The organism is Chelativorans salis (genome assembly GCF_025336525.1).
In the GTDB taxonomy this organism is placed as follows: domain Bacteria; phylum Pseudomonadota; class Alphaproteobacteria; order Rhizobiales; family Rhizobiaceae; genus Chelativorans; species Chelativorans salis.
In genome coordinates this window covers 1108502-1129518 of sequence record NZ_JAOCZP010000001.1, presented here as the reverse complement: position 1 = coordinate 1129518, position 21017 = coordinate 1108502, and the positions used below count along the sequence as shown (strand labels likewise).

At 65.0% G+C, this 21017-nt stretch carries 14 protein-coding genes and 1 tRNA gene; 10 read left to right on the top strand and 5 right to left on the bottom strand.

Annotation, left to right across the window (positions count from 1 at the left end; genetic code table 11):
* Position 1: 1 nt before the first annotated feature.
* The 4 genes from N5A92_RS05290 to N5A92_RS05275 all read right to left on the bottom strand — a co-directional run bounded on the left by N5A92_RS05290 (position 2) and on the right by N5A92_RS05275 (position 4238).
* Complete coding sequence (locus N5A92_RS05290) at positions 2-1141, bottom strand: ABC transporter permease (protein ID WP_260900841.1); 1140 nt, start codon at positions 1139-1141, stop codon at positions 2-4.
* Complete coding sequence (oppB, locus tag N5A92_RS05285) at positions 1134-2057, bottom strand: oligopeptide ABC transporter permease OppB (RefSeq protein WP_260900840.1); 924 nt, start codon at positions 2055-2057, stop codon at positions 1134-1136. The genes N5A92_RS05290 and oppB overlap by 8 nt, the downstream gene beginning before the upstream one ends.
* Positions 2058-2115: 58 nt before the next feature.
* Entirely contained in the window at positions 2116-3720 is a 1605-nt protein-coding gene (locus N5A92_RS05280; protein ID WP_260900839.1) for a peptide ABC transporter substrate-binding protein, read from the bottom strand.
* A gap of 442 nt (positions 3721-4162) precedes the next feature.
* Positions 4163-4238, bottom strand: a tRNA-Thr gene (locus N5A92_RS05275).
* Between the two features lie 210 nt (positions 4239-4448).
* On the opposite strand from N5A92_RS05275, the gene N5A92_RS05270 reads away from it, so the two are divergent.
* The 4 genes from N5A92_RS05270 to N5A92_RS05255 all read left to right on the top strand — a co-directional run bounded on the left by N5A92_RS05270 (position 4449) and on the right by N5A92_RS05255 (position 8780).
* A complete protein-coding gene (locus N5A92_RS05270) occupies positions 4449-4934 on the top strand; it encodes a (2Fe-2S)-binding protein (protein WP_260900838.1) in 486 nt (161 codons plus the stop codon).
* A 170-nt stretch (positions 4935-5104) separates the two neighbouring features.
* Positions 5105-7453, top strand: a complete 2349-nt coding sequence (locus N5A92_RS05265) for a xanthine dehydrogenase family protein molybdopterin-binding subunit (RefSeq protein ID WP_260900837.1) — start codon at positions 5105-5107, stop codon at positions 7451-7453.
* Between the two features lie 155 nt (positions 7454-7608).
* Entirely contained in the window at positions 7609-8409 is an 801-nt protein-coding gene (locus tag N5A92_RS05260) for an FAD binding domain-containing protein (RefSeq protein WP_260900835.1), read from the top strand.
* Entirely contained in the window at positions 8406-8780 is a 375-nt protein-coding gene (locus tag N5A92_RS05255) for an MmcQ/YjbR family DNA-binding protein (protein ID WP_260900834.1), read from the top strand. Before N5A92_RS05260 ends, N5A92_RS05255 begins: the two co-directional genes overlap by 4 nt.
* 3 nt (positions 8781-8783) lie before the next feature.
* Here the strand turns inward: N5A92_RS05255 and N5A92_RS05250 are convergent, their stop codons facing one another.
* On the bottom strand, positions 8784-11069 hold the full coding sequence (locus tag N5A92_RS05250) for an NADP-dependent malic enzyme (protein ID WP_260900833.1): 2286 nt from the start codon (positions 11067-11069) through the stop codon (positions 8784-8786).
* Positions 11070-11212: 143 nt separating this feature from the next.
* Here N5A92_RS05250 and mutS point away from each other — a divergent pair, with 143 nt between their 5' ends.
* The 6 genes from mutS (at position 11213) to N5A92_RS05220 (ending at position 20966) form a co-directional block, all read left to right on the top strand.
* Positions 11213-13915 (top strand): DNA mismatch repair protein MutS, encoded by a 2703-nt coding sequence (mutS, locus tag N5A92_RS05245; RefSeq protein ID WP_313958387.1) that lies wholly within the window; start codon positions 11213-11215, stop codon positions 13913-13915.
* Positions 13916-14050: 135 nt separating this feature from the next.
* On the top strand, positions 14051-16858 hold the full coding sequence (locus N5A92_RS05240; RefSeq protein WP_260900832.1) for a [protein-PII] uridylyltransferase: 2808 nt from the start codon (positions 14051-14053) through the stop codon (positions 16856-16858).
* Positions 16859-17009: 151 nt separating this feature from the next.
* Positions 17010-18572, top strand: coding sequence for a murein biosynthesis integral membrane protein MurJ (gene murJ / locus N5A92_RS05235; RefSeq protein WP_260900831.1), 1563 nt, complete (start codon positions 17010-17012; stop codon positions 18570-18572).
* A 68-nt stretch (positions 18573-18640) separates the two neighbouring features.
* Entirely contained in the window at positions 18641-19708 is a 1068-nt protein-coding gene (gene trpS / locus N5A92_RS05230; protein WP_260900830.1) for a tryptophan--tRNA ligase, read from the top strand.
* Positions 19709-19803: 95 nt separating this feature from the next.
* Positions 19804-20295, top strand: a complete 492-nt coding sequence (locus N5A92_RS05225) for a universal stress protein (RefSeq protein WP_260900829.1) — start codon at positions 19804-19806, stop codon at positions 20293-20295.
* A gap of 95 nt (positions 20296-20390) precedes the next feature.
* A complete protein-coding gene (locus N5A92_RS05220; protein WP_260900828.1) occupies positions 20391-20966 on the top strand; it encodes a NifU family protein in 576 nt (191 codons plus the stop codon).
* The last annotated feature ends 51 nt before the right edge of the window (positions 20967-21017 follow it).

The following is a 21017-nucleotide window of genomic DNA, read 5'->3' as shown; positions in this document are numbered from 1 at the left end:
CTCAGCGGTCCTTCGGGTCGAGCGCGTCGCGCAGCCCGTCGCCCAGGAAGTTGAGAGCGAAGAGAAGCAGCGTCAGCGCCAGCGAGGGATAAAGCAGCATGTAGGCCGCACCGCGCATGTTCCGCGCGCCTTCGGCGATCAGCACGCCCAGGCTCGTCAGCGGTTCCTGCACGCCGAGCCCGAGGAAGGAAAGGAAGCTTTCCAGAAGGATCACCTTGGGCACGAGCAGCGTCATGTAGATGATCACCGGCCCCAGCGTATTGGGGATGATGTGGCGGCGCAGGATGCCGCCGGAACTCACCCCCAGCGCCTCGGCCGCCTGCACGAACTCGCGCCGTCTGAGCGATATTGTCTGCCCACGCACGATACGCGCCATGTCGAGCCATTCCACCGCGCCCACGGCGATGAACATCAGCACGATATTGCGGCCGAAGAAGACCACCAGCAGGATGGCGAAGAAGGTGAAGGGCAGCGCGTAGAGGATGTCGACCACCCGCATCATCATGTTGTCTATGCGCCCACCGAGGAAGCCTGCCGTTGCCCCCCAGGCGACGCCGATGACGAGCGCCACGCCCGTCGCCAGCGCACCGATCATCAGCGAGATGCGGATCGAGATGAGCACGCGCGCGAAGAGATCGCGCCCGTTGGCGTCCGTGCCGAAAATGAAGCGCAGCCGGTGCACGTCAGCTTCCATGATCATGTGCCGCCCGTCCGCACTCTGCTCGACGACGCGGGCGTTGGAGAACAGGTCCGAGCGGTCGAGATAGCGCGTCACGCGCGGGTCAATCTCACGGCTTGAGGATGCCTCCACGCGCAGCGTCCCGCCGGCGATTTCCAGCGCATCGATATCGAGCCGCATACGCGCCACCACGCTTTCGGCCGCCGGCAGGATCTCGTCCTCGCGCGGATAGGCCTCCAGGCTCGCCGGCACCTTGACGAAGTTCGGATAGACGTTGGCGTAGTGATGCGGCGCCAGCATCGGCCCGAACAGGCCGGCGAAGATGAAGACGATGAGGATCAGGAGGCTCGCCATCGCCGCCTTGTTGCGGCGCAGCCGCATGAAGGCGGTGGCCCAGAGCGAGCGGCCTTTGACGCCTTCGCCGACAACGGCCTCGGGTGTGTTGGTGGCAACATCAGTCATAGCGCACCCTTGGGTCGAGCGCCGCGTAAAGCAGGTCGACGATCAGATTGAAGATCACCACGAAGACGGCGATGATGATGACGGTGCCCATCACAAGCGTGTAGTCGCGGTTGAGCGCCCCTTGCACGAAGTAGCGGCCGATACCCGGAAGGCCGAAGATCGTCTCCACCACCACGGAGCCGGTCAGAAGTGCCGCCGCCGCCGGCCCCAGATAGGAGACCGCGGGCAGGCAGGCAGCGCGCAGCGCGTGCACGCCGACGATCATGCGCGCCGGGAGGCCATAGGCGCGCGCCGTGCGCACGTGGTCGGAGCGCAGCGCCTCGATCATCGAGCCGCGGATGAGGCGGGCGACGATCGCCACTTGCGGCAGCGCCAGGGTGATCACGGGCAGCACCATGTTCTGCGGGCTGCCGCCACCCCAGCCGCCGGCCGGCAGCATGCTGAGCCAAACGCCGAAGATCAGCGACAAGAGCGGCGCCACCACGAAGTTGGGCACCGTGATGCCGAATGTCGCCACGGCCGTTACGCTGTAGTCTATCCACGAGTTCTGCCTGAGTGCGGCGATCGTGCCGAGCACGGATCCCGCCAGCAGAGCCACGAGCAGCGCCATGCCGCCGAGCTGGATCGACACCGGCAGCCCGTTGGCAAGCAGTTGCTGCACGGAAAAATCGCGGTAGATGAAGCTCGGGCCCAGATCGCCGCGCGCCAGGTTGCCGAGATAGTAGAGATACTGTTCCCACACAGGTCGGTCGAGGTGGAAGACCCGGTTCAGGTTCTCCAGCACCTTCGCCTCGAGCGCGCGTTCCTGGTCGAAAGGCCCGCCGGGGGCGATCCGCATGAGGAAGAAGGCAAGCGTGATGATGATGAATAAGGTCGGGATCGCCCCCAGAAGGCGGCGCACGACATAGCCAAGCATGGCTCGTCACTCTCTGGCTGGACGTCCGGGGCCGGGATGCGGCCCCGGACGCACACTGTTACTCGGAAAGGCTCATCCAGCGCGTGCCGTGCACGTTCTGGATATTGTCTTCCCAGCCTTCGAGCTTGGGCGAGACCAGAGAGAGAGACGAATAGAAGAGCAGCGGCATGAAGGGCTGATCCTCCAGGAACATCGCCTCCGCCTGGCGCAGGATCTCGGCGCGCTTCTCAAGGTCGCCCTCGGCCGCCGCCTGCTCCATCAGCGCATCATATTCGGGGTTCTTGTATTTGGCGTAGTTGAACCCGGTGTTGTCGCTCTCGACCAGGAACAGGAAGTTCTGCGGATCGGAAAAGTCGCCGATCCAGCCGGCGCGCGCCACTTGGTAGTCGCTGGTGTCGCGCAGCATCGCGTAGTGCGCCGACAGGTCCTGCACCCGGTAAGTGACGTTGACACCAAGCGGCTTCCACATGTCGGCGATGGCCGTCGAGGTGTTCTTGTGGTTTTCCGAGCTGTTGTAGGAAATCTCCAGCGTGATCGGGTTGTCGGGACCGACGCCGGCCTCCTTCATCAGCTCGATGGCACGGTCCTCACGGTCGAGCGGCGACATGTCCGCCCAATCCACCGTTGCGCCGCCGCCCTCGTAGTTGCCGATGCCGGGCGGTACAAGAGAATAGGCGGGCAGCATGGCGCCGGCCCAGATCTCGTCGGCCAGGAACTCGCGATCGACCACCATGGAAAGCGCCTGGCGCACGCGCACGTCGTCGAGCGGCTCTTTCTCCGTGTTGAAGGCGAAATAGTAGGTGCCGAGATAGGGCGCGATCCGCACCTGCTCTCCGAGCCGCTCCTTGAGCGAGGCGAGCTGCTCGGTGGGCAGGTCCGAGCAGCTATGCACCTCGCCGGCCTCGAAGCGGCGCACGCAGGACGCGCGGTCCTCGATGGGCAGCCATTCAATGCGGTCGATGGAGACGTTCTCCGCATCGTGGAACTCCGCATTCTTCTCCATGACGATCTTATCGCCAGGCGTAAACGAGACGAGCGTGTAGGCGCCGTTCGTGACGATGTTCTCGGGCTTTACGAAATCGGTGCCGTGTTCCTCGACGGCCGCCTTGTTGACCGGCAGCCCGGTCTGGTGGGTGAGCAGTTCGATGAAATAGGGCGTCTGTTGCTCGAGCGTGATCTCCAGCGTCTTGTCGTCAACGGCTCGCGCGCCCAGCGTCTCAGGCTCGGCTTCGCCCTTGTTGATCTTCTCCGCGTTCTTGATGGGATAGAGAATGTTGGCGTATTTGGCGGCTGTCTCCGGGGTCATGATGCGCTGCAGGGAGAAGATGAAGTCCTCCGCCGTCACCGGCTCGCCGTTCGACCAGTTGGCGTCTTCGCGCAGCTTGAAGGTGTAGGTCAGGCCGTCGTCGGAGACGTCCCAGCTCTCGGCTACGCCGGGAATGACATTGGCCTTGTTGTCGTAAACCACCAGCCCCTCATAGAGGTCGCGCAACAGATGCGCCTCGACCACGGTCGAGGTCTTGTGCTGGTCCAGCGTCTCTGGATCGCCGTCGTTGCCGCGCACATAGGTCGTCTCGGCCAGCGCCATGTTTGCCCCGGCGGCCACGCCCGCAGCCGCCAACGCGCCGGCCAGGAGCGGCCGGATGACTGCAAGTTTCAACATACTCAATACTCCCATCTTTTCGCATTTTGCGATTGTTTATTGATTTGGCTCGGTCGCGAGCGCAGCCCATCTGGAAGAGAAATTTGCGTGACGCCCGTCAGTCGAAAATACAGATCGAACGTTCTTCCTTCCCCCCTTTCGGTTCGACACAGCATGGCTGGATATTGCCGAAGGCAACGCGCGTAACGACCCTGGTTGGAGGCCCGATTAGGCATCGAAATGACGCGCACGTCAAACAGATTCCTGTGTAAACGGAAAGCAGCAACAAGCGCACCACGCTGAGCCGGCGCGGGCAATAAAATTGCCGTTCCCGATGATGACGCCGAGTAAAGTTGCGCCTGGAAAGCCGCAAGGTCCATGCGGCGGAGACGACAGATTCGAGGGGGAGGAGAGGGCTGTCGGGCGTTGGCGTAGCTCGCCGCCCGAGGCCGAAGGCGCAGGATGGTGCCGCTTGTCAGACTCGAACTGACGACCTCCGCATTACGAATGCGATGCTCTACCAACTGAGCTAAAGCGGCTAAGGCCGGCTGGCGCCGGCATCCCATGCGTGACGCCTGATACTCGCATCGCCGGCGAAGATCAAGTGATCTTGCGCCGCTTTGCAAGATGGCTCCCTGGCCCTCCGAATGGCCATGGACTCTCCCGCAACCTGCGTTAAGCTGTCGGCATGACCCACCATCCCGGGTGGGCAGATGCATCACGGCAACGACCGACCTGAGGAGGGACCCATGGCGGAAATTTCGATGACGGTGAACGGCCGCAAGGTGACAGGCACGGTGGAGGACCGCACGTTGCTGGTCCATTTCCTGCGTGAGAACCAGGGCCTGACCGGCACCCATGTCGGCTGCGACACCTCGCAGTGCGGCGCCTGCGTCGTCCACCTCGACGGCAAGGCGGTCAAGTCCTGCTCCATGCTGGCCGCCCAGGCTTCGGGTTCGGATGTGCTGACCATCGAGGGTCTCGCCGAGGGCGGCGAATTGCACCCCGTGCAGGCCGCCTTTAAGGAGCATCACGGCCTGCAGTGCGGCTTCTGCACGCCCGGCATGATCATGGCCGCGGCCGACATGATCCGCCGCCATCCGCAAGGCCTCGACGAAAAGACCGTGCGCGCGGAGCTGGAGGGCAATATCTGCCGCTGCACCGGCTACCATAACATTGTCAAGGCGGTGCTGGCCGCCTCCGAGGCGATGAGCGGCAAAGCGAAGGCGGCGTGAGGAGAGTGTGCGGAGCGAATAGAAAGTAGTGAAATAGAGAGTAGTGAGTAGGGACAGCGGCACACATCGGCATATCGAAAATTCGTGAGAGCGTAGGCTTTCCCTCCGGACCGTTCACTACTCACCATTCACTACTTCCCTACTCACTCATTCCGACGGAGGAGGAAGCGATGGGTATCGAAGGCATCGGAGCGCGGGTCGTACGCAAGGAAGACAAGCGGTTTATCACCGGCCTCGGCCGCTATGTGGACGACATGGTGGTGCCCGGCATGAAACACGCCATCTTCGTGCGCAGCCCGTATGCGCACGCGGCGATCAAGAAGATCGACACCGAGGCAGCCATGGCCATGCCCGGCGTCATCGGCGTCTTGACGGGCGCCCAGCTGAAGGATGACGGCATCGGCAACCTGATCTGCGGTTGGATGATCAATTCTAAGGACGGCACGCCGATGAAGATGGGCGCCTGGTCGGCGCTGGCGACCGATCGCGTGCGCTACGTGGGCGAGGCGGTTGCCGTCGTGGTGGCTGAAACCAGGGGCCAGGCGCGCGATGCCGCCGAGGCGGTCGAGATTGCCTACGAGGAGATGCCAGCCGTCACTGACGCGGTCAAGGCATTGGAGAAGGGTGCGCCGCAGCTCCACCCCGAGGCTGAGAACAACCTCATCTACGACTGGGAGATCGGCGAGGCCTCTGCCGTCGACCAGGCGCTCGATGGCGCGGCTCATGTGACGCGCATGAAGCTCGTCAACAATCGTCTCGTGCCCAATGCCATGGAGCCGCGCGCCGCCCTCGGCCACTACGACAAGGCCGAGGATCACTTCACCCTGTGGACCACCAGCCAGAACCCGCATGTGGCCCGCCTCGTCATGAGCGCGTTCTACAACGTGGCGCCGGAAAACAAGCTGCGTGTCATCGCACCCGATGTCGGCGGCGGCTTCGGCTCGAAGATCTATGTCTACCCGGAAGAGATTATCTGCCTCTGGGCGTCAAAGCGGACGGGCGTGCCGGTAAAGTGGGTCGCCGACCGCACCGAGAGCTTCCTCACCGACGCCCACGGCCGCGACCATGTCACGGAGGTCTCGCTCGGTTTCGACCGGGACAACCGCATCGTCGGGCTGAAGGTCGACACCATCGCCAATTTCGGCGGCTACATGTCGCTGTTCTCATCGGCCGTGCCGACCTACCTCTATGCGACGCTGCTTTCGGGCCAGTACGTCATCCCGAAGATCCACTGCAATGTGCGCGCCGTCTACACCAACACCACCCCCGTCGACGCCTATCGCGGCGCCGGCCGGCCGGAGGCGACCTATGTGCTTGAGCGCGTCGTGGAGACGGCGGCGCGCGAGCTGGGCGTGTCGCCGGCCGAGCTGCGCCGCAAGAACTTCATCCGCGAATTTCCCTACCAGACCCCCGTCATCATGAACTACGACGCGGGCGACTACGAGGCCTCGCTGGATGCGGCCATGCGCGAGGCAAACTATGCCGGCTTTCCCACCCGCCGCGACGAGGCGAAGAAAAGGGGCAAGCTGCGCGGCATCGGCATGAGCTGCTACATCGAAGCCTGCGGCATCGCGCCGTCCCAGGCGGTCGGCAGCCTCGGCGCCGGCGTGGGGCTCTGGGAGTCGGCCGAAGTGCGGGTAAACGCCGCCGGCACCATCGAGGTGCTGACAGGCTCGCACAGCCACGGCCAGGGCCACGAGACCACCTTCGCCCAGGTGGTGGCCTCCCGCTTCGGCGTGCCGCTCGAGCAGGTCTCCATCGTCCATGGCGACACGGACAAGGTGCAGATGGGCATGGGCACCTACGGCTCGCGTTCGGGCGCAGTCGGCGCCAGCGCCATCGTCAAGGCGCTCGACAAGGTCGAGGCCAAGGCGAAGAAGATTGCCGCCCACCTTCTGGAGGCTGATGAGAGCGACATCGTCATCGAAAACGGCGAGGCAAAGGTCGCCGGCACCGACCGCACCCTGCCTTGGTTCCAGGTAGCGCTCGCCGCCTACACGGCACACAATCTGCCGGAGGGCATGGAGCCTGGCCTGAAGGAAGGTGCCTTCTACGACCCGACCAACTTCACCTTCCCCGCCGGCTGCTACATCGCCGAAGTCGAGGTGGACCCGGAGACCGGGCACACCGAGATCGTGCAATTCGTGGCCGCCGATGATTTCGGCAACATCATCAACCCGCTGATCGTCGAAGGGCAGGTGCATGGCGGGCTGGCGCAGGGTATCGGCCAGGCGCTTCTGGAAGGCTGCCATTACGATCCGACCTCGGGCCAGCTCGTCACCGCATCCTACATGGACTACACCATGCCGCGCGCTGGCGACCTGCCGTCCTTCCAGGTGTCGACCACCAACACCCCGTGCCCCGGCAACCCGCTCGGCGTCAAGGGGTGCGGCGAGGCCGGCGCCATCGGCTCGCCGCCGGCGATCATCAACGCGATCACGGACGCGATCGGCAACAACGATCTGAGCATGCCCGCAACACCGCAGAAGGTGTGGGCGGCGATGAAGGCAAGTCAGTGAAATAGTGAGTAGTGAATAGTGAGTAGTGGGCCGGCGCCTATCGCCGCGAAAGCTGGAATAGCCTTCGCTCCGTCAAGCACCTGACGTTCGGCTTATGCCCCCGCTATTCACTACCTCACTACTCACTACTCACTCACCCCGAAGAGGAGAACCCAATGCACCAGACCACCTACCACCGCGCCTCCTCCCTTTCCGAGGCGGTGAAGCTGTTGAACGATGCCGACGACGGCAAATATGTCGCCGGCGGGCAGACGCTCATCCCCACCATGAAGCAGCGCCTCGCCGCCCCGTCCGATCTTGTTGACCTGCGTCACATCGCCGATCTCAAGGGCATCGAAATCTCCGGCGACAAGGTGAAGATCGGTGCCGCCGCCACCCATGCGGAGGTGGCCGAGGACAAAGCACTCGCCAAGGCCTGCCCGGCGATCTCGCACCTTGCCACCCATATCGGTGACCCGCATGTGCGCCACATGGGAACCATCGGCGGCTCCATCGCCAACAACGATCCCGCGGCGGACTATCCGGCCGCCCTTCTGGCACTCAATGCCACCGTGCACACCAACAAGCGTGAGATTTCCGCCGACGATTTCTTCGTCGATCTGTTCGAGACCGCGCTCGAGGATGACGAGATCATCACCGCCGTCTCCTTCACGCTTCCGGAGAAGGCGGGCTACGCCAAGTTCCCCAACCCCGCGTCGCGCTATGCGCTGACCGGCGTCTTCGTGGCCAAGCGTGCGGACGGCGTGCGCGCCGCCGTCACGGGTGCCGGCGAGAACGGCGTCTTCCGCGCCGACCCGATCGAGCAGGCGCTGGCCTCCTCCTTCGATGCCTCCGCCCTCGACGGCATCACCATCCCGGCTGATAGCCTGATGACGGACATCCACGCCTCCGCCGAATACCGCGCCAATCTCGTCGCGGTCATGGCCAAGCGCGCCGTGCAGGCGGCGAACGGTTGAGTGAGGGCGCCTGGGGCAAGGCCTTTGAGCGGCTGCGAGCTGCAGCCGCCGGCCTGCCCGAGGTAGAAGAAAGCACGTGGTTCGGCACACCTTCGTTGAAGGTGCGCAAGAAATCCCTCGTCCGGGTGAAGGATGCCGAGACGGTCGTCCTCATGTGTCCGCTGGAGGAAAAGGAGATGCTCCTTTCCGCAGCGCCCGAAATCTTCTACGAGACCGACCACTATAGGGGCTGGCCAGCCATCCTCATACGCATCCACCACATAGCGCCCGACGAGCTTCGCCACCGGCTGGAGCGCGCCTGGCGCATGCAGGCGCCGAAGCGCCTCGTCGCCGCCCTGGATCGCGAACGGGAAAGCACTTCCGGCAGCTGATCCCTACTGCCCGGCGCTGTAGGCCGCGATCGCCGCCATGTTGACGATGTCGGAATCCTTGGCGTTCAGCGACACGATCTGCACCGGCTTGTTGAGGCCCACCAGAAGTGGCCCAATCACCGTCGAGCCGCCCAGCTCCTGCAGCATCTTGGTGGAGATCGAGGCCGAGTGGAACGCCGGCATCACCAGGACGTTCGCCGGTCCCGACAGGCGGCAGAAGGGATACTGCTGCATCAGTTGCGGATTGAGCGCCACGTCCGCCGCCATCTCGCCGTCATACTCGAAGTCGACGCGCCGCTTGTCGAGGATGCGCACCGCCTCCTGCACCTTGGCCGAGCGCTCGCCCGGCGGGTGGCCGAAGGTGGAATAGGCGAGCATGGCCACGCGCGGCTCGTATCCCATGCGCCGCGCCATGCCAGCTGCCTCCTCGGCGATGTCCGCCAGTTCCTCCGAGGTCGGCATGTCGTGGACCGCCGTATCGGCCACCAGCACCGTGCGCCCGCGGCACAGTGCAATCGACACGCCGATGACCCGGTGGCCGGGCCTCGCATCGATGATGCGGCGGATGTCGTCGAGCGCGGTGGAATAGTTGCGCGTCACGCCCGTCACAACCGCATCGGCATCCCCTAGCGCCAGCATGCAGGCGGCGAAATGGTTGCGGTCGTTGTTGATGAGCCGCTGGCAGTCACGGAAGAGATACCCCTTGCGCTGCATCCGCTCGTAGAGATGGTGGGCGTAGATGCCGTTGCGCCGCGACAGCCGGGCGTTGATGAGCTCAATGCCGGGCCTCGAAAGGTCGACGCCGGCGTTGCGCGCCGTCTCCTGCATCTGCTCCTCGCGGCCGAGAAGGATGGCCGTCCCGAGCTTCTGGTTCACGTAGGAGACGGCCGCCCGCATCACCTGCTCCTCCTCGCCCTCGGCGAAGACCACGCGCTTTGGCTGGCGGCGCACGCGGTCGTGGATGCGCTGAAGCGTCGAGGCGATGGGGTCGCGCCGGGCGGAAAGCTCGTTGGCGTATTTCTCCATGTCGAGGATCGGCCGCCGCGCTACGCCCGTATCCATCGCCGCCTTGGCGACAGCCACCGGCACGGCCGAGATCAGCCGCGGATCGAAGGGCACGGGGATGATGTAGTTCGGCCCATATTTCGGCCGGTTGCCTTGATAGGCCGCCGCCACGTCGTCCGGCACGTCCTGACGCGCCAGTGCCGCCAGGGCTTCCGCCGCCGCCACCTTCATCTCCTCGTTGATGGTTGTCGCCCTGACGTCCAGCGCGCCGCGGAAGATATAGGGAAAGCCCAGCACGTTGTTGACCTGGTTCGGGTAGTCCGAGCGCCCGGTCGCCATGATGGCATCGGTGCGGATCTCCGCCACCTCTTCCGGTGTGATCTCCGGGTCCGGGTTGGCCATCGCAAAGATGATCGGGTTCTTCGCCATGGACTGCACCATGGCCGGCGTCAGCGCGCCCTTGACCGAAAGGCCGAAAACCACATCCGCGCCATCAAGCGCCTCTGCCAGCGTGCGCTTGTCGGTCTCCACCGCGTGGGCCGACTTCCACTGGTTCATGCCCTCTTGGCGGCCCTTGTAGACGACGCCTTTCGTGTCGCACAAAAGCACGTTCTCCGGCGCAAAACCCATCGCCTTGGCCAGTTCGATGCAGGCGATGCCGGCCGAACCCGCCCCGTTGCAGACGAGCTTCGTCGTCTTAAGGTCGCGCCCCGTCAGGTCGAGCGCGTTGATGAGCCCGGCCATAGCGATGATGGCCGTGCCATGCTGGTCGTCATGGAAGACGGGGATGTCCATCAGTTCGCGCAGGCGGCTTTCGATGATGAAGCACTCCGGCGCCTTGATGTCTTCCAGGTTGATGCCACCAAAAGAGGGGCCGAGCAGCTTCACGCAGTTGACGAACTCCTCCGCATCCTCCGTCTCCACCTCCAGATCGATGGAATCGACATCGGCGAAGCGCTTGAACAGCACCGCCTTGCCCTCCATCACCGGCTTCGACGCCAGCGCCCCGAGATTGCCGAGCCCGAGGATCGCCGTCCCGTTGGAAATCACCGCCACCAGGTTGCCGCGCGTCGTATAGTCGAAAGCCCGGCTCGGGTCCTCTGCGATCGCCTTCACGGGCACGGCAACGCCCGGCGAATAGGCAAGCGAGAGGTCCCGCTGCGTGGCCATCGGCTTGGTCGGGTTGATCTCCAGTTTGCCCGGTCGGCCCGAGGCGTGGAAATCCAGCGCCTCCTGCGGGCTCACCGAGGGGCCCTGTCTCTCCGTCTTGTCCATTCCCGCCATGCTCCTCCGCTCCCTCCCATGTCGGCTTCTTGTGGAGTTTTGCCGAACACGGGTGCATAAGGCTACATTTGCGGTAGGTAAATGGCCAAGCAGAGCTAAATCCGCGTTTTTTGAAGGGGCGCTTCTTGAACGACGAAACGCCGATCCATCAGCGTGAGGCCACCGCCGTGCGCGCGCCCGCCGCCGGCGCGACGCCGATGATGCAGCAATATATCGAGATCAAGGCGGCCAACGCCGATTCGCTGCTCTTCTACCGCATGGGCGATTTCTACGAGCTGTTCTTCGAGGATGCGGAGGTGGCAAGCCGCGCCCTCGGCATCACGCTTACCAAGCGTGGCAAGCACCAAGGCGAGGACATCCCCATGTGCGGCGTTCCCGTGCATGCGGCCGATGATTACCTGCAGAAGCTCATCGGGCTCGGCCACCGCGTCGCCGTCTGCGAGCAGATGGAGGACCCGGCGGAAGCAAAGAAGCGCGGCTACAAGTCCGTGGTGCGTCGCGATGTCATCCGCCTCGTCACCCCCGGCACCATTACCGAGGAAAAGCTCCTCGACCCTTCCGAGGCCAACTACCTGATGGCGCTCGGCCGCGTGAAGGGCACCGAGGAGCAGCTTGCGCTCGCCTGGATCGACATCTCCACCGGCACCTTCCGCGTCGCCGCCACCACGCCCGAGCGGCTTCTCGCCGACATCCTGCGCGTCGACCCGCGCGAGCTGATCGTCGCCGAACCCGTCTACCACGATGAAGCCCTGCGCCCTGTCTTCGATGTGCTTGGCCGCGTCGCCAATCCGCAGCCGCCGAGCTTCTTCGATTCCTCCAGCGCGTCCGCCCGCCTTTCCCGCTTCTACGGCGTCGCCACCCTTGATGGCTTCGGCCGCTTCTCGCGTGCGGAGCTTTCCGCCATCTTCGGCGTCGTCGCCTATGTGGAGAAGACGCAGAAGGCGGAACGCCCGCCGCTCGGCCGCCCCGAGCGCGACGAGGAGGGCGCCAGCCTCTTCATCGATCCCTCCACCCGCGCCAACCTGGAGCTCACGCGCACCCTTTCCGGCCAGCGCGACGGCAGCTTGCTCAAGGCCATCGACCGCACGGCAACCGGCGCCGGCGGCCGTCTTCTGGCCGAACGCCTGACGTCCCCGCTCACCGACCCCAAGGCCATCGGCGAGCGCCTCGATTCCGTCTCCTTCTTCCTTGAGGAAGCGCCCCTGCGTGACGGCCTGCGCGAGCTTCTGAAGGGCGTGCCCGATATCAGCCGCGCCCTCTCCCGCCTCGCCCTCAACCGCGGCGGTCCGCGCGACCTCGGTGGGCTCGCCAACGGGCTGGAAGCCGCCGCCGCGATCGCCGCCCTCCTGCGCGACAAGGAGCTGCCGGCCGAGCTGATCAGCGCTCTTTCGCAGCTGACCGCGCTCCCCGCCGATCTCGCCGCCCACCTGGAAAAGGCGCTCGCCGACGAGTTGCCGCTCATGAAGCGCGACGGCGGCTTTGTGCGTGCCGATTATGACGCGGAACTCGACGAGATGCGCGCACTGCGCGACCAGTCGCGACGTGTCATCGCCGGCATGGAGCGCGATCTGGTCGAGGAGACGGGCATCCGCTCCCTCAAGATCCGCCACAACAACGTGCTCGGCTACTACATCGAGGTGACGGCCAACAACAGCCAGGTGATGACCGGCACCGACGAAGCCAAGGCCCGCTTCATCCACCGCCAGACCATGGCCAACGCCATGCGCTTCACCACCACCGAGCTTGCCGAGATGGAGACCAAGATCGCCAACGCCGCCGACCGTGCGCTGACGATCGAGCTTTCCGTCTTCGACCGTCTGGTATCGGAGGTCGTCGCCGCCTCCGAAGCCATCCGCGCCGGCGCCCAGGCGCTCGCCGTGCTCGACGTTTCCGCCGCCCTCGCCACCCTTGCCGAGAGCGAAGCCTATCGCCGCCCGGCCGTCGACGACAGTCTCGATTTCCACGTCGAGGGCGGCCGCCACCCGGTTGTGGAGCAGGCGCTCCGCCGCCAGCTTGGCGAGCCCTTCGTCGCCAACGACTGCGATCTGTCGCCGTCGGATGGCGAAAAGGCGGGCGCCATCTGGCTGCTCACCGGCCCCAACATGGGCGGCAAGTCCACCTTCCTGCGCCAGAACGCGCTGATCGCCGTCATGGCCCAGATGGGCTCCTTCGTGCCCGCCCGCCTTGCCCGCATCGGCGTCGTCGACCGCCTCTTCTCCCGCGTCGGCGCGTCCGACGACCTCGCCCGAGGCCGCTCCACCTTCATGGTCGAGATGGTCGAGACCGCCGCTATCCTCAACCAGGCCGGCGAACGCTCGCTCGTCATCCTTGACGAGATCGGCCGCGGCACGGCCACCTTCGACGGCCTCTCCATCGCCTGGGCGGCGGTGGAGTATCTGCACGAGCAGAATCGCTGCCGTGCCCTTTTCGCCACTCATTTCCATGAGATGACGGCGCTCACCGAAAAGCTCCCCCGCCTCGCCAACGTCACCATGCGGGTGAAGGAGTTCGAGGGCGAGGTGATCTTCCTGCACGAAGTTGCCCGCGGCGCCGCCGACCGTTCCTACGGCGTCCAGGTCGCCCGTTTGGCGGGTCTGCCCGCCGCGGTGGTGGAGCGCGCAAAGGAGGTCCTGCACAGGCTGGAGGAGGGCGAAACTGGCGGCAAGGCCGACCGGCTGGCCGACGACCTGCCCCTCTTCACCGCCGCCGTCCGCCACGAGCCGGCCAAGCCGAAAGAGGCCGACCGCCTCAGGCAAGCGCTCGATGCCCTCAATCCGGACGAGATTACGCCGAAGGAGGCGCTCGAAGCACTGTACCGGCTGAAGGCTTTTGGTTCCGGTGATTAAGGCGCCCCATTTCACTGGCACGGCAATCACGCTATAGACGCGAGCGAAAAATGCGCCTTTCCCTCCCGACAAGCGGAAGGGAAGGGGCGTTGCCGCCACCTCGGCACACCACTTCAGCCGTGACACAGGAACCGGATGGCAAAGATCCCCCTGAAACTCGACCAGATCATCGACACCCCCTGCCTGCGCGAGGAGCTCGATGCCATCGCCGCGAAGGCCGAGCCGGGCTCTCCCGAGGCGCGCACCCGCGTCATGAAGCTCCTCAAGTCCCGCTTGGCCGAGGGCCGAAAGACCGCCGAGACCATGCTTGCCGAGGATGGCGGCGGCACAGCCTGCGCCATCCGCCTCTCTCACCTGATGGACGAGATCGTCCACGCCGTTCACGACTTCGCCGCCACCCACGTCTATCCCTCCGAGAACCGCTCTGCCGCCGAGCGCATGGCCATCGTCGCCGTCGGCGGCTATGGCCGTGGTACGCTGGCGCCGGGCTCCGATGTCGACCTCCTGATCCTGCTTCCCTACAAGCAGACGCCCTGGGGCGAGCAGGTGGCCGAATATATTCTCTACATGCTGTGGGACATGGGCCTGAAGGTCGGGCACGCCACCCGCAACATCGACGAATGCATCCGCCACGCCCGCACCGACATCACCATCCGCACCGCCGTTCTGGAGGCGCGCTTCATCTGCGGCGACCAGGCCCTCTACGACGATCTCGTCGCCCGCTTCGACCATGAGATCGTCAAGGACACGGGCGCGGAATATATCCAGGCCAAGCTTGCCGAGCGCGATCAGCGCCATGCCAAGGTCGGCGAAAGCCGTTATCTGGTCGAGCCCAACGTCAAGGACGGCAAGGGCGGCCTGCGCGACCTCCACACTCTCTTCTGGATCGGCAAATACTATTATCGCGTCCGCGAGGCCGAGGAGCTGGTGGAAAAGGGCGTCTTCACCCGCCGCGAATACCTCCAGTTCCGCAAGGCGGAGGATTTCCTATGGGCCGTGCGCTGCCACATGCACTTCCTCACCGGCAAGGCGGAGGAGCGGCTGCACTTCGATATCCAGCGCGATATAGCCGAAAGGCTCGGCTATACGAGCCACCCCGGCCTCTCCCCCGTCGAGCGCTTCATGAAGCACTACTTCCTCATCGCCAAGTCGGTGGGTGATCTCACGCGCATCTTTTGCGCCGCGCTCGAGGAAGAGCAGGCCAAGCACGTGCCGGGCTTCAACCGCATCTTCCTCACCTTCTCGCGCCGCAAGCGCAAGCTCGCCGGCACCAGCGACTTCATCGTCGACAACCACCGCATCAACATTGCAGACGAGGGGGTCTTCGAGCGCGATCGGGTCAACATGCTGCGCCTCTTCTGGTTCGCCGACCGCCACGGGCTGGAGTATCATCCCGACGCGCTGAAGCTGCTCACCCGCTCGCTCAACCTGATCGACCGCAACCTCCGCCGCAACGAAGAGGCGAACCGCCTCTTCATGGACGTGCTCACCTCCGACCGTGACCCCGAGCTCAACATACGCCGGATGAACGAAGCCGGCGTGCTCGGCAAGCTCATCCCTGATTTCAACAAGATCGTGGCGATGATGCAGTTCTCCATGTATCACCACTACACGGTCGACGAGCATCTGATCCGCTGCATCGGCGTCTTGGCCGAGATCGAGCGTGGCGAGGACGAGAAGGTCCACCCGCTCGTCCACTCGCTCATGCCGGGGCTCAAGTCCTGGCGCGCGGTGCTCTATACGACGATGCTCTTCCACGACATCGCCAAGGGCCGGCCGGAGGACCACTCCGTCGCTGGCGCGCGCCTCGCCCGCCGGCTGTGCCCGCATATGGGCTTCGACAAGGCCGAGACGGAGATGATCGCCTGGCTCATCGAGCAGCATCTCGCCATGTCCATGACAGCACAGATGCGGGACCTCAACGACCGCAAGACCATCCAGGATTTCGCCGATATCGTGCAATCGGTTGAAAGGCTGAAGCTCTTGCTCGTCGTCACGGTCTGCGACATCCGCGGCGTCGGCCCCGGTGTGTGGAACGGCTGGAAGGGCCAGCTCCTGCGAACCCTCTATTATGAGACCGAGCTTCTTCTCACCGGCGGCTTCTCGGAAGCCTCCCGCGCTGCCAGAGCCGAGGCGGCGCGTGCCGCGCTTGCCGAGGCGTTGCACAAGGCTGGTTGGGAGGAGGCGGACGCCCGCCGCTACATTGCCCTTCACTATGAAAACTATCTCTTGGCAGTGGACCAGGAGGACCAGGTGCGCCACACCGAGTTCATCCGCACCGCCGACCGGCAGGGCAGGGCGCTTTCCACCATGGTCAAGCCGCATACTTTCGAGGCGGTCACCGAGATCACCGTGCTGGCGCCCGACCACCCGCGCCTTCTCTCCGTCATCGCCGGCGCGTGTGCTGCGGCCGGCGCCAACATCGTCGACGCGCAGGTCTTTACCACCACCGATGGCCGCGCACTCGACACTATCCTGATCAGTCGCGAATTCGACTATGACGACGACGAGCGTCGCCGCGCCCAGCGCGTCGGCCGTCTCATCGAGGATGTGCTGTCGGGCAAGGAATATCTGCCCAACGTTCTGGAAAAGCGAACCAAGCCGAGGCGAGGCGCCAAGACCTTCCGTATCGAGCCGCGCGCCGAGGTCCGCAACACGCTGTCGAACCGCTTCTCCGTCGTCGAGGTGGAATGCCTCGATCGCCCGGGTCTCCTCTCCGAAGTCACCGGCGCCATCTCCGACCTGTCGCTTGACATCGCCTCCGCCCACATCACCACCTTCGGCGAAAAGGTCATCGATACCTTCTACGTCACCGACCTGACAGGCGCGAAGATCGAAAATCCCGACCGCCTCACCGCCATCCGCCAGGAGCTTCTGGAGGTGCTGGAGAAGGGCCCCGCCAAGCGTGACGGTCGGGCGCGGACGAAGACGGCGGTCGCTTGATGCGGGTTGGGCGAATGGGAGTGGGAACAGACTAAATGGAAGCGTGCATGCACGGAGACGCCCGGCAGGGCAGAGGGGCGCGCGAGGGGAAGCCAACATCTCCATTCCGAGGAACTCACCCGCCCATCCCCCCATCCAAGGCCCCCCGCCCATGAGCCTCGTCGCCAAGTTCGCCAGTGTCGGCAGCGCCACCATGGCAAGCCGCATCCTCGGCTTCGCCCGTGAGGCACTGGTGGCCTCCGCACTTGGTGCCGGTCCCGTCACCGATGCATTCTACGCCGCATTCCGCTTCCCCAATCTCTTCCGTCGGCTCTTTGCCGAGGGCGCCTTCAACACCGCCTTCATCCCGCTCTTCTCCAAGGAGTTGGAGGGCGGCGGCATGGAGGCGGCCAGGAAGTTCGGCGAGGACGTGCTGACGGTCCTGCTGACGGTCCTTCTGGCGTTCTCGGCGCTCGCCATGATCTTCATGCCCTTCCTGGTCGGCACCATCGTGGCGCCGGGCTTTGCCGACACGCCGGAAAAATTCGACCTCACGGTCGTCATGACGCGCGTCATGTTCCCCTATCTTCTCTTCATGTCGCTGGTGGCCATGCTGTCGGGCGTCATGAACGCCATGCGCAAGTTCTTCCTCGCCGCCCTCGCACCGGTGCTGCTCAACGCCATCCTCATCGCCGTGCTCGCCGCCGCACTCGCGGTGGACCTGCCGGCGCGCACCACCGGCCTGTGGCTTGCCTGGGGCGTCTTCGCCTCCGGCATCGGCCAGTTTCTCATCCTCGTCATCGCCGTGCGCCGCGCCGGCTTTACGATGCGCCTGCGCATGCCGCGCCTCACCCCCGCCGTGCGCCGCCTGCTCATCCTGATGGCGCCGGCGCTCATCACCGGCGGCATCATGCAGATCAACCTGCTCGTCGGTCAGATCATCGCTTCCGTCCAGGACAAGGCGATCGCGCTCCTGAACTTTGCCGACCGCATCAACCAGCTCCCCCTGGGCGTCATCGGCATCGCCGTCGGCGTCGTCCTCCTGCCGGAGCTGTCGCGCTCGCTGAAAGCCGGCAACCTCGCCGACGCCCAGCACCTGCAGAACCGCTCGCTGGAATTCGCCCTTGGCCTCACCGTGCCGGCCGCCGTCGGCCTCATGGTGATCCCGGCCCCAATCGTCGGCCTCCTCTACGAGCGCGGCGAGTTCACCGCCCTCGACACGCGGATGACCGCCATGGCCCTTGCCGCCTTCGCCTCCGGCCTGCCGGCTTATGTGCTGACCAAGGTCTTCCAGCCCGCCTTCTTCGCCCGCGAGGACATGCGCACCCCGATGTGGTTCTCGCTCGTCACCGTCATCGTCAACATCGCTATCAGCCTCGCTCTCTTCCCGCTCTACGGCCACGTCGCCATAGCGCTCGCCACCTCCCTTTCGTCCTGGGTCAACGTCGTCCTGCTCGCCGGCACCTTGTGGTGGCGCAACCATTTCCGCCCCTCGGCCGTCACCAGCCGCCGCATCGTCATGATCCTCGTCTCCAGCGCTCTCATGGGCGGCGTCGCCTATGGCCTCGATGCGGTGCTTGTCGCCCCGCTCGAAGGCGCCGCCCTGCCTCTGCGCGCGGCGGCGGTGCTGGTGGTGGTTGCCGCGGCGGCGGTCGTCTATCTCGCCCTCGCCGTCCTCACCGGCGCCGTCGACCGCACCGAGCTAAGGGCGGTGATGAGGCGCCGCAGGGCTTGATTGCACCCGCCGCCTCGTCCATAAGCCCCACGCGCAAAAGCGCTGTTCAGATCTTCAGGAATTTCCCCATGAGTGAGTTCAAGCAACTCGTCTTTTCCGGAGTGCAGCCCACGGGCAACCTCCACCTCGGCAATTATCTCGGCGCCCTGCAGAAGTTCGTCGCCTTGCAGGACACCTACGAATGCATCTATTGCGTCGTCGACCTCCATTCCCTGACCGCCACTCTGGTCCACGACGACCTGGCCGACCAGACGCGCGGCATCGCCGCCGCCTACCTTGCAAGCGGCCTCGACCCGAAGAAGAACATCATCTTCAACCAGGCCCGCGTGCCGCAGCACGCCGAGCTTGCCTGGATCTTCAACTGCGTCGCCCGCATCGGCTGGATGAACCGGATGACCCAGTTCAAGGACAAGGCCGGCAAGGACCGCGAGAACGCCTCGCTAGGCCTGCTCGCCTATCCGAGCCTCATGGCTTCCGACATCCTGCTCTACCGCGCCACCCATGTGCCGGTGGGCGAGGATCAGAAGCAGCATCTCGAGCTGACCCGCGACATCGCCCAAAAATTCAACAACGACTTCTCCAAGCGCATCTCTGCGCTGGGGTACGGCGTGGAGATGGAGGTGGGCGAGGAGCGCGTCAGCGGCTTCTTCCCGCTCACCGAGCCGCTCATCGAGGGCCCGGCCACCCGCGTCATGAGCTTGCGCGACGGCACCAAGAAGATGTCGAAGTCCGACCCCTCGGACCTCTCGCGCATCAACCTGTCCGATGATGCCGACGCCATCTCCCGCAAGATCAGGAAGGCCAAGACCGACCCCAACCCCCTGCCGGGCGATGTCGAAGGGCTCGCCGGGCGCCCCGAGGCCGAGAATCTCGTCGGCATCTACGCCGCTCTTGCCGGCGTTCCGCGTGACCAGGTGATTTCGGAGTACGGCGGCCGCCAGTTCTCCGATTTCAAGCCGGCGCTTGCTGACCTTGCGGTCGAGAAGCTGGCGCCGATCAACGCGGAGATGCGCCGCATTTCGGCCGATCCGGCCTACGTCGACGGTGTCCTGCGCGATGGCGGAGAGCGCGCCGGCGCCCGCGCCGAGGCAACTATGAAGCAGGTGCACGAGATCATCGGGCTCCTGGCCGACTAGCAAAGCAAAACCACACGCGGCTTGCCGCCCGCCCCCGCCAGTGGCAGATTGCGCCCTGGGTGGGCAGGCTCCGCCCGTTTGAAAAAGGGGCATTCATGGTCTCCAAACGCCTGAGCCGGGAAGCTGGCCACAAACGCAAGTTCCTTGCCGTCGTCGACGACACGCCGGAGTGCGAGCGCGCCGTGGCCTATGCCGCCCGCCGCTCTCGTTCCACCAATGGCTCCGTAGTCCTTCTCTTCATCATCGAGCCGGGCGACTTCCAGCACTGGCTCGGCGTGGAGCAGATCATGCGCGAGGAAGCCATGGCAACCGCCAACGCCGCGCTCGACACCCACGCCACGAAAATCCGCGAATCGATCGGCATCGAGCCGGAGCTGGTCATCCGCGAAGGAAACCCTTCCGACGAGATCCACAAACTCATCGAAGAAGACCAGGACATCGCCATCCTGGTGCTTGCCGCCAGCAACGCCAAGGAGGGGCCGGGACCGCTGGTCTCCTCCATCGCCGGCAAGGGCGCCGCCTTTCCTATCCCCGTCACCGTCGTCCCCCACAGCCTCTCGGACGAGGAAATCGAAAGCCTGGCATGAGCGGCCGCCGCACACCATATGTGGCTTGAATTTGGCCGGCATTCGGCCTATTTTAGAACTATTCCAAACAACGGCCGCACGGAGAGACCCCGCCGATGTTCATCCAGACGGAAGCGACCCCCAATCCCGCAACGCTCAAGTTCCTGCCGGGCCGGGTGGTACTCGAAGAAGGCACGGCGGATTTCCGCGATGCCGAGGCGGCACGCTCCGCTTCGCCGCTCGCCGGTCGTCTTTTCGACGTACCGGGGGTGACCGGCGTCTTCTTCGGCTACGATTTCGTCACCGTCTCCAAGGATGGTGCGGACTGGCAGCATCTGAAGCCCGCCATCCTCGGCACCATCATGGAGCACTTCATGGCCGGCCAGCCGGTTATGGCCGCCAACGAGACCGGGATGCCGGCGCCTGAGGGCGACGAGTTCTACGATACGGCCGACGAGGAAATCGTCGCCACCATCAAGGAGCTCCTGGAAACCCGCGTGCGCCCGGCCGTCGCCCAGGATGGCGGCGACATCACCTTCCGCGGCTACGAGAAGGGCACCGTTTTCCTCAACATGCGCGGCGCCTGCGCCGGCTGCCCGTCCTCCACGGCGACGCTGAAACACGGCATCCAGAACCTGCTGCATCACTTCATCCCCGAGGTGCAGCACGTCGAGCAGGTGGAAATCGGCTGACCCAAAAGAAAAACCGGGTCCGAAGACCCGGTTTTCCCGGTAGCCATCGTG

Bases quoted from the DNA above. Each gene is read 5' to 3' on its own strand.
- N5A92_RS05290 (WP_260900841.1), bottom strand. From the start codon at position 1,141: ATGACTGATGTTGCCACCAACACACCCGAGGCCGTTGTCGGCGAAGGC.
- oppB (WP_260900840.1), bottom strand. From the start codon at position 2,057: ATGCTTGGCTATGTCGTGCGCCGCCTTCTGGGGGCGATCCCGACCTTA.
- N5A92_RS05280 (WP_260900839.1), bottom strand. From the start codon at position 3,720: ATGTTGAAACTTGCAGTCATCCGGCCGCTCCTGGCCGGCGCGTTGGCG.
- N5A92_RS05270 (WP_260900838.1), top strand. From the start codon at position 4,449: ATGGCGGAAATTTCGATGACGGTGAACGGCCGCAAGGTGACAGGCACG.
- N5A92_RS05265 (WP_260900837.1), top strand. From the start codon at position 5,105: ATGGGTATCGAAGGCATCGGAGCGCGGGTCGTACGCAAGGAAGACAAG.
- N5A92_RS05260 (WP_260900835.1), top strand. From the start codon at position 7,609: ATGCACCAGACCACCTACCACCGCGCCTCCTCCCTTTCCGAGGCGGTG.
- N5A92_RS05250 (WP_260900833.1), bottom strand. From the start codon at position 11,069: ATGGCGGGAATGGACAAGACGGAGAGACAGGGCCCCTCGGTGAGCCCG.
- N5A92_RS05240 (WP_260900832.1), top strand. From the start codon at position 14,051: ATGGCAAAGATCCCCCTGAAACTCGACCAGATCATCGACACCCCCTGC.
- murJ (WP_260900831.1), top strand. From the start codon at position 17,010: ATGAGCCTCGTCGCCAAGTTCGCCAGTGTCGGCAGCGCCACCATGGCA.
- trpS (WP_260900830.1), top strand. From the start codon at position 18,641: ATGAGTGAGTTCAAGCAACTCGTCTTTTCCGGAGTGCAGCCCACGGGC.
- N5A92_RS05225 (WP_260900829.1), top strand. From the start codon at position 19,804: ATGGTCTCCAAACGCCTGAGCCGGGAAGCTGGCCACAAACGCAAGTTC.
- N5A92_RS05220 (WP_260900828.1), top strand. From the start codon at position 20,391: ATGTTCATCCAGACGGAAGCGACCCCCAATCCCGCAACGCTCAAGTTC.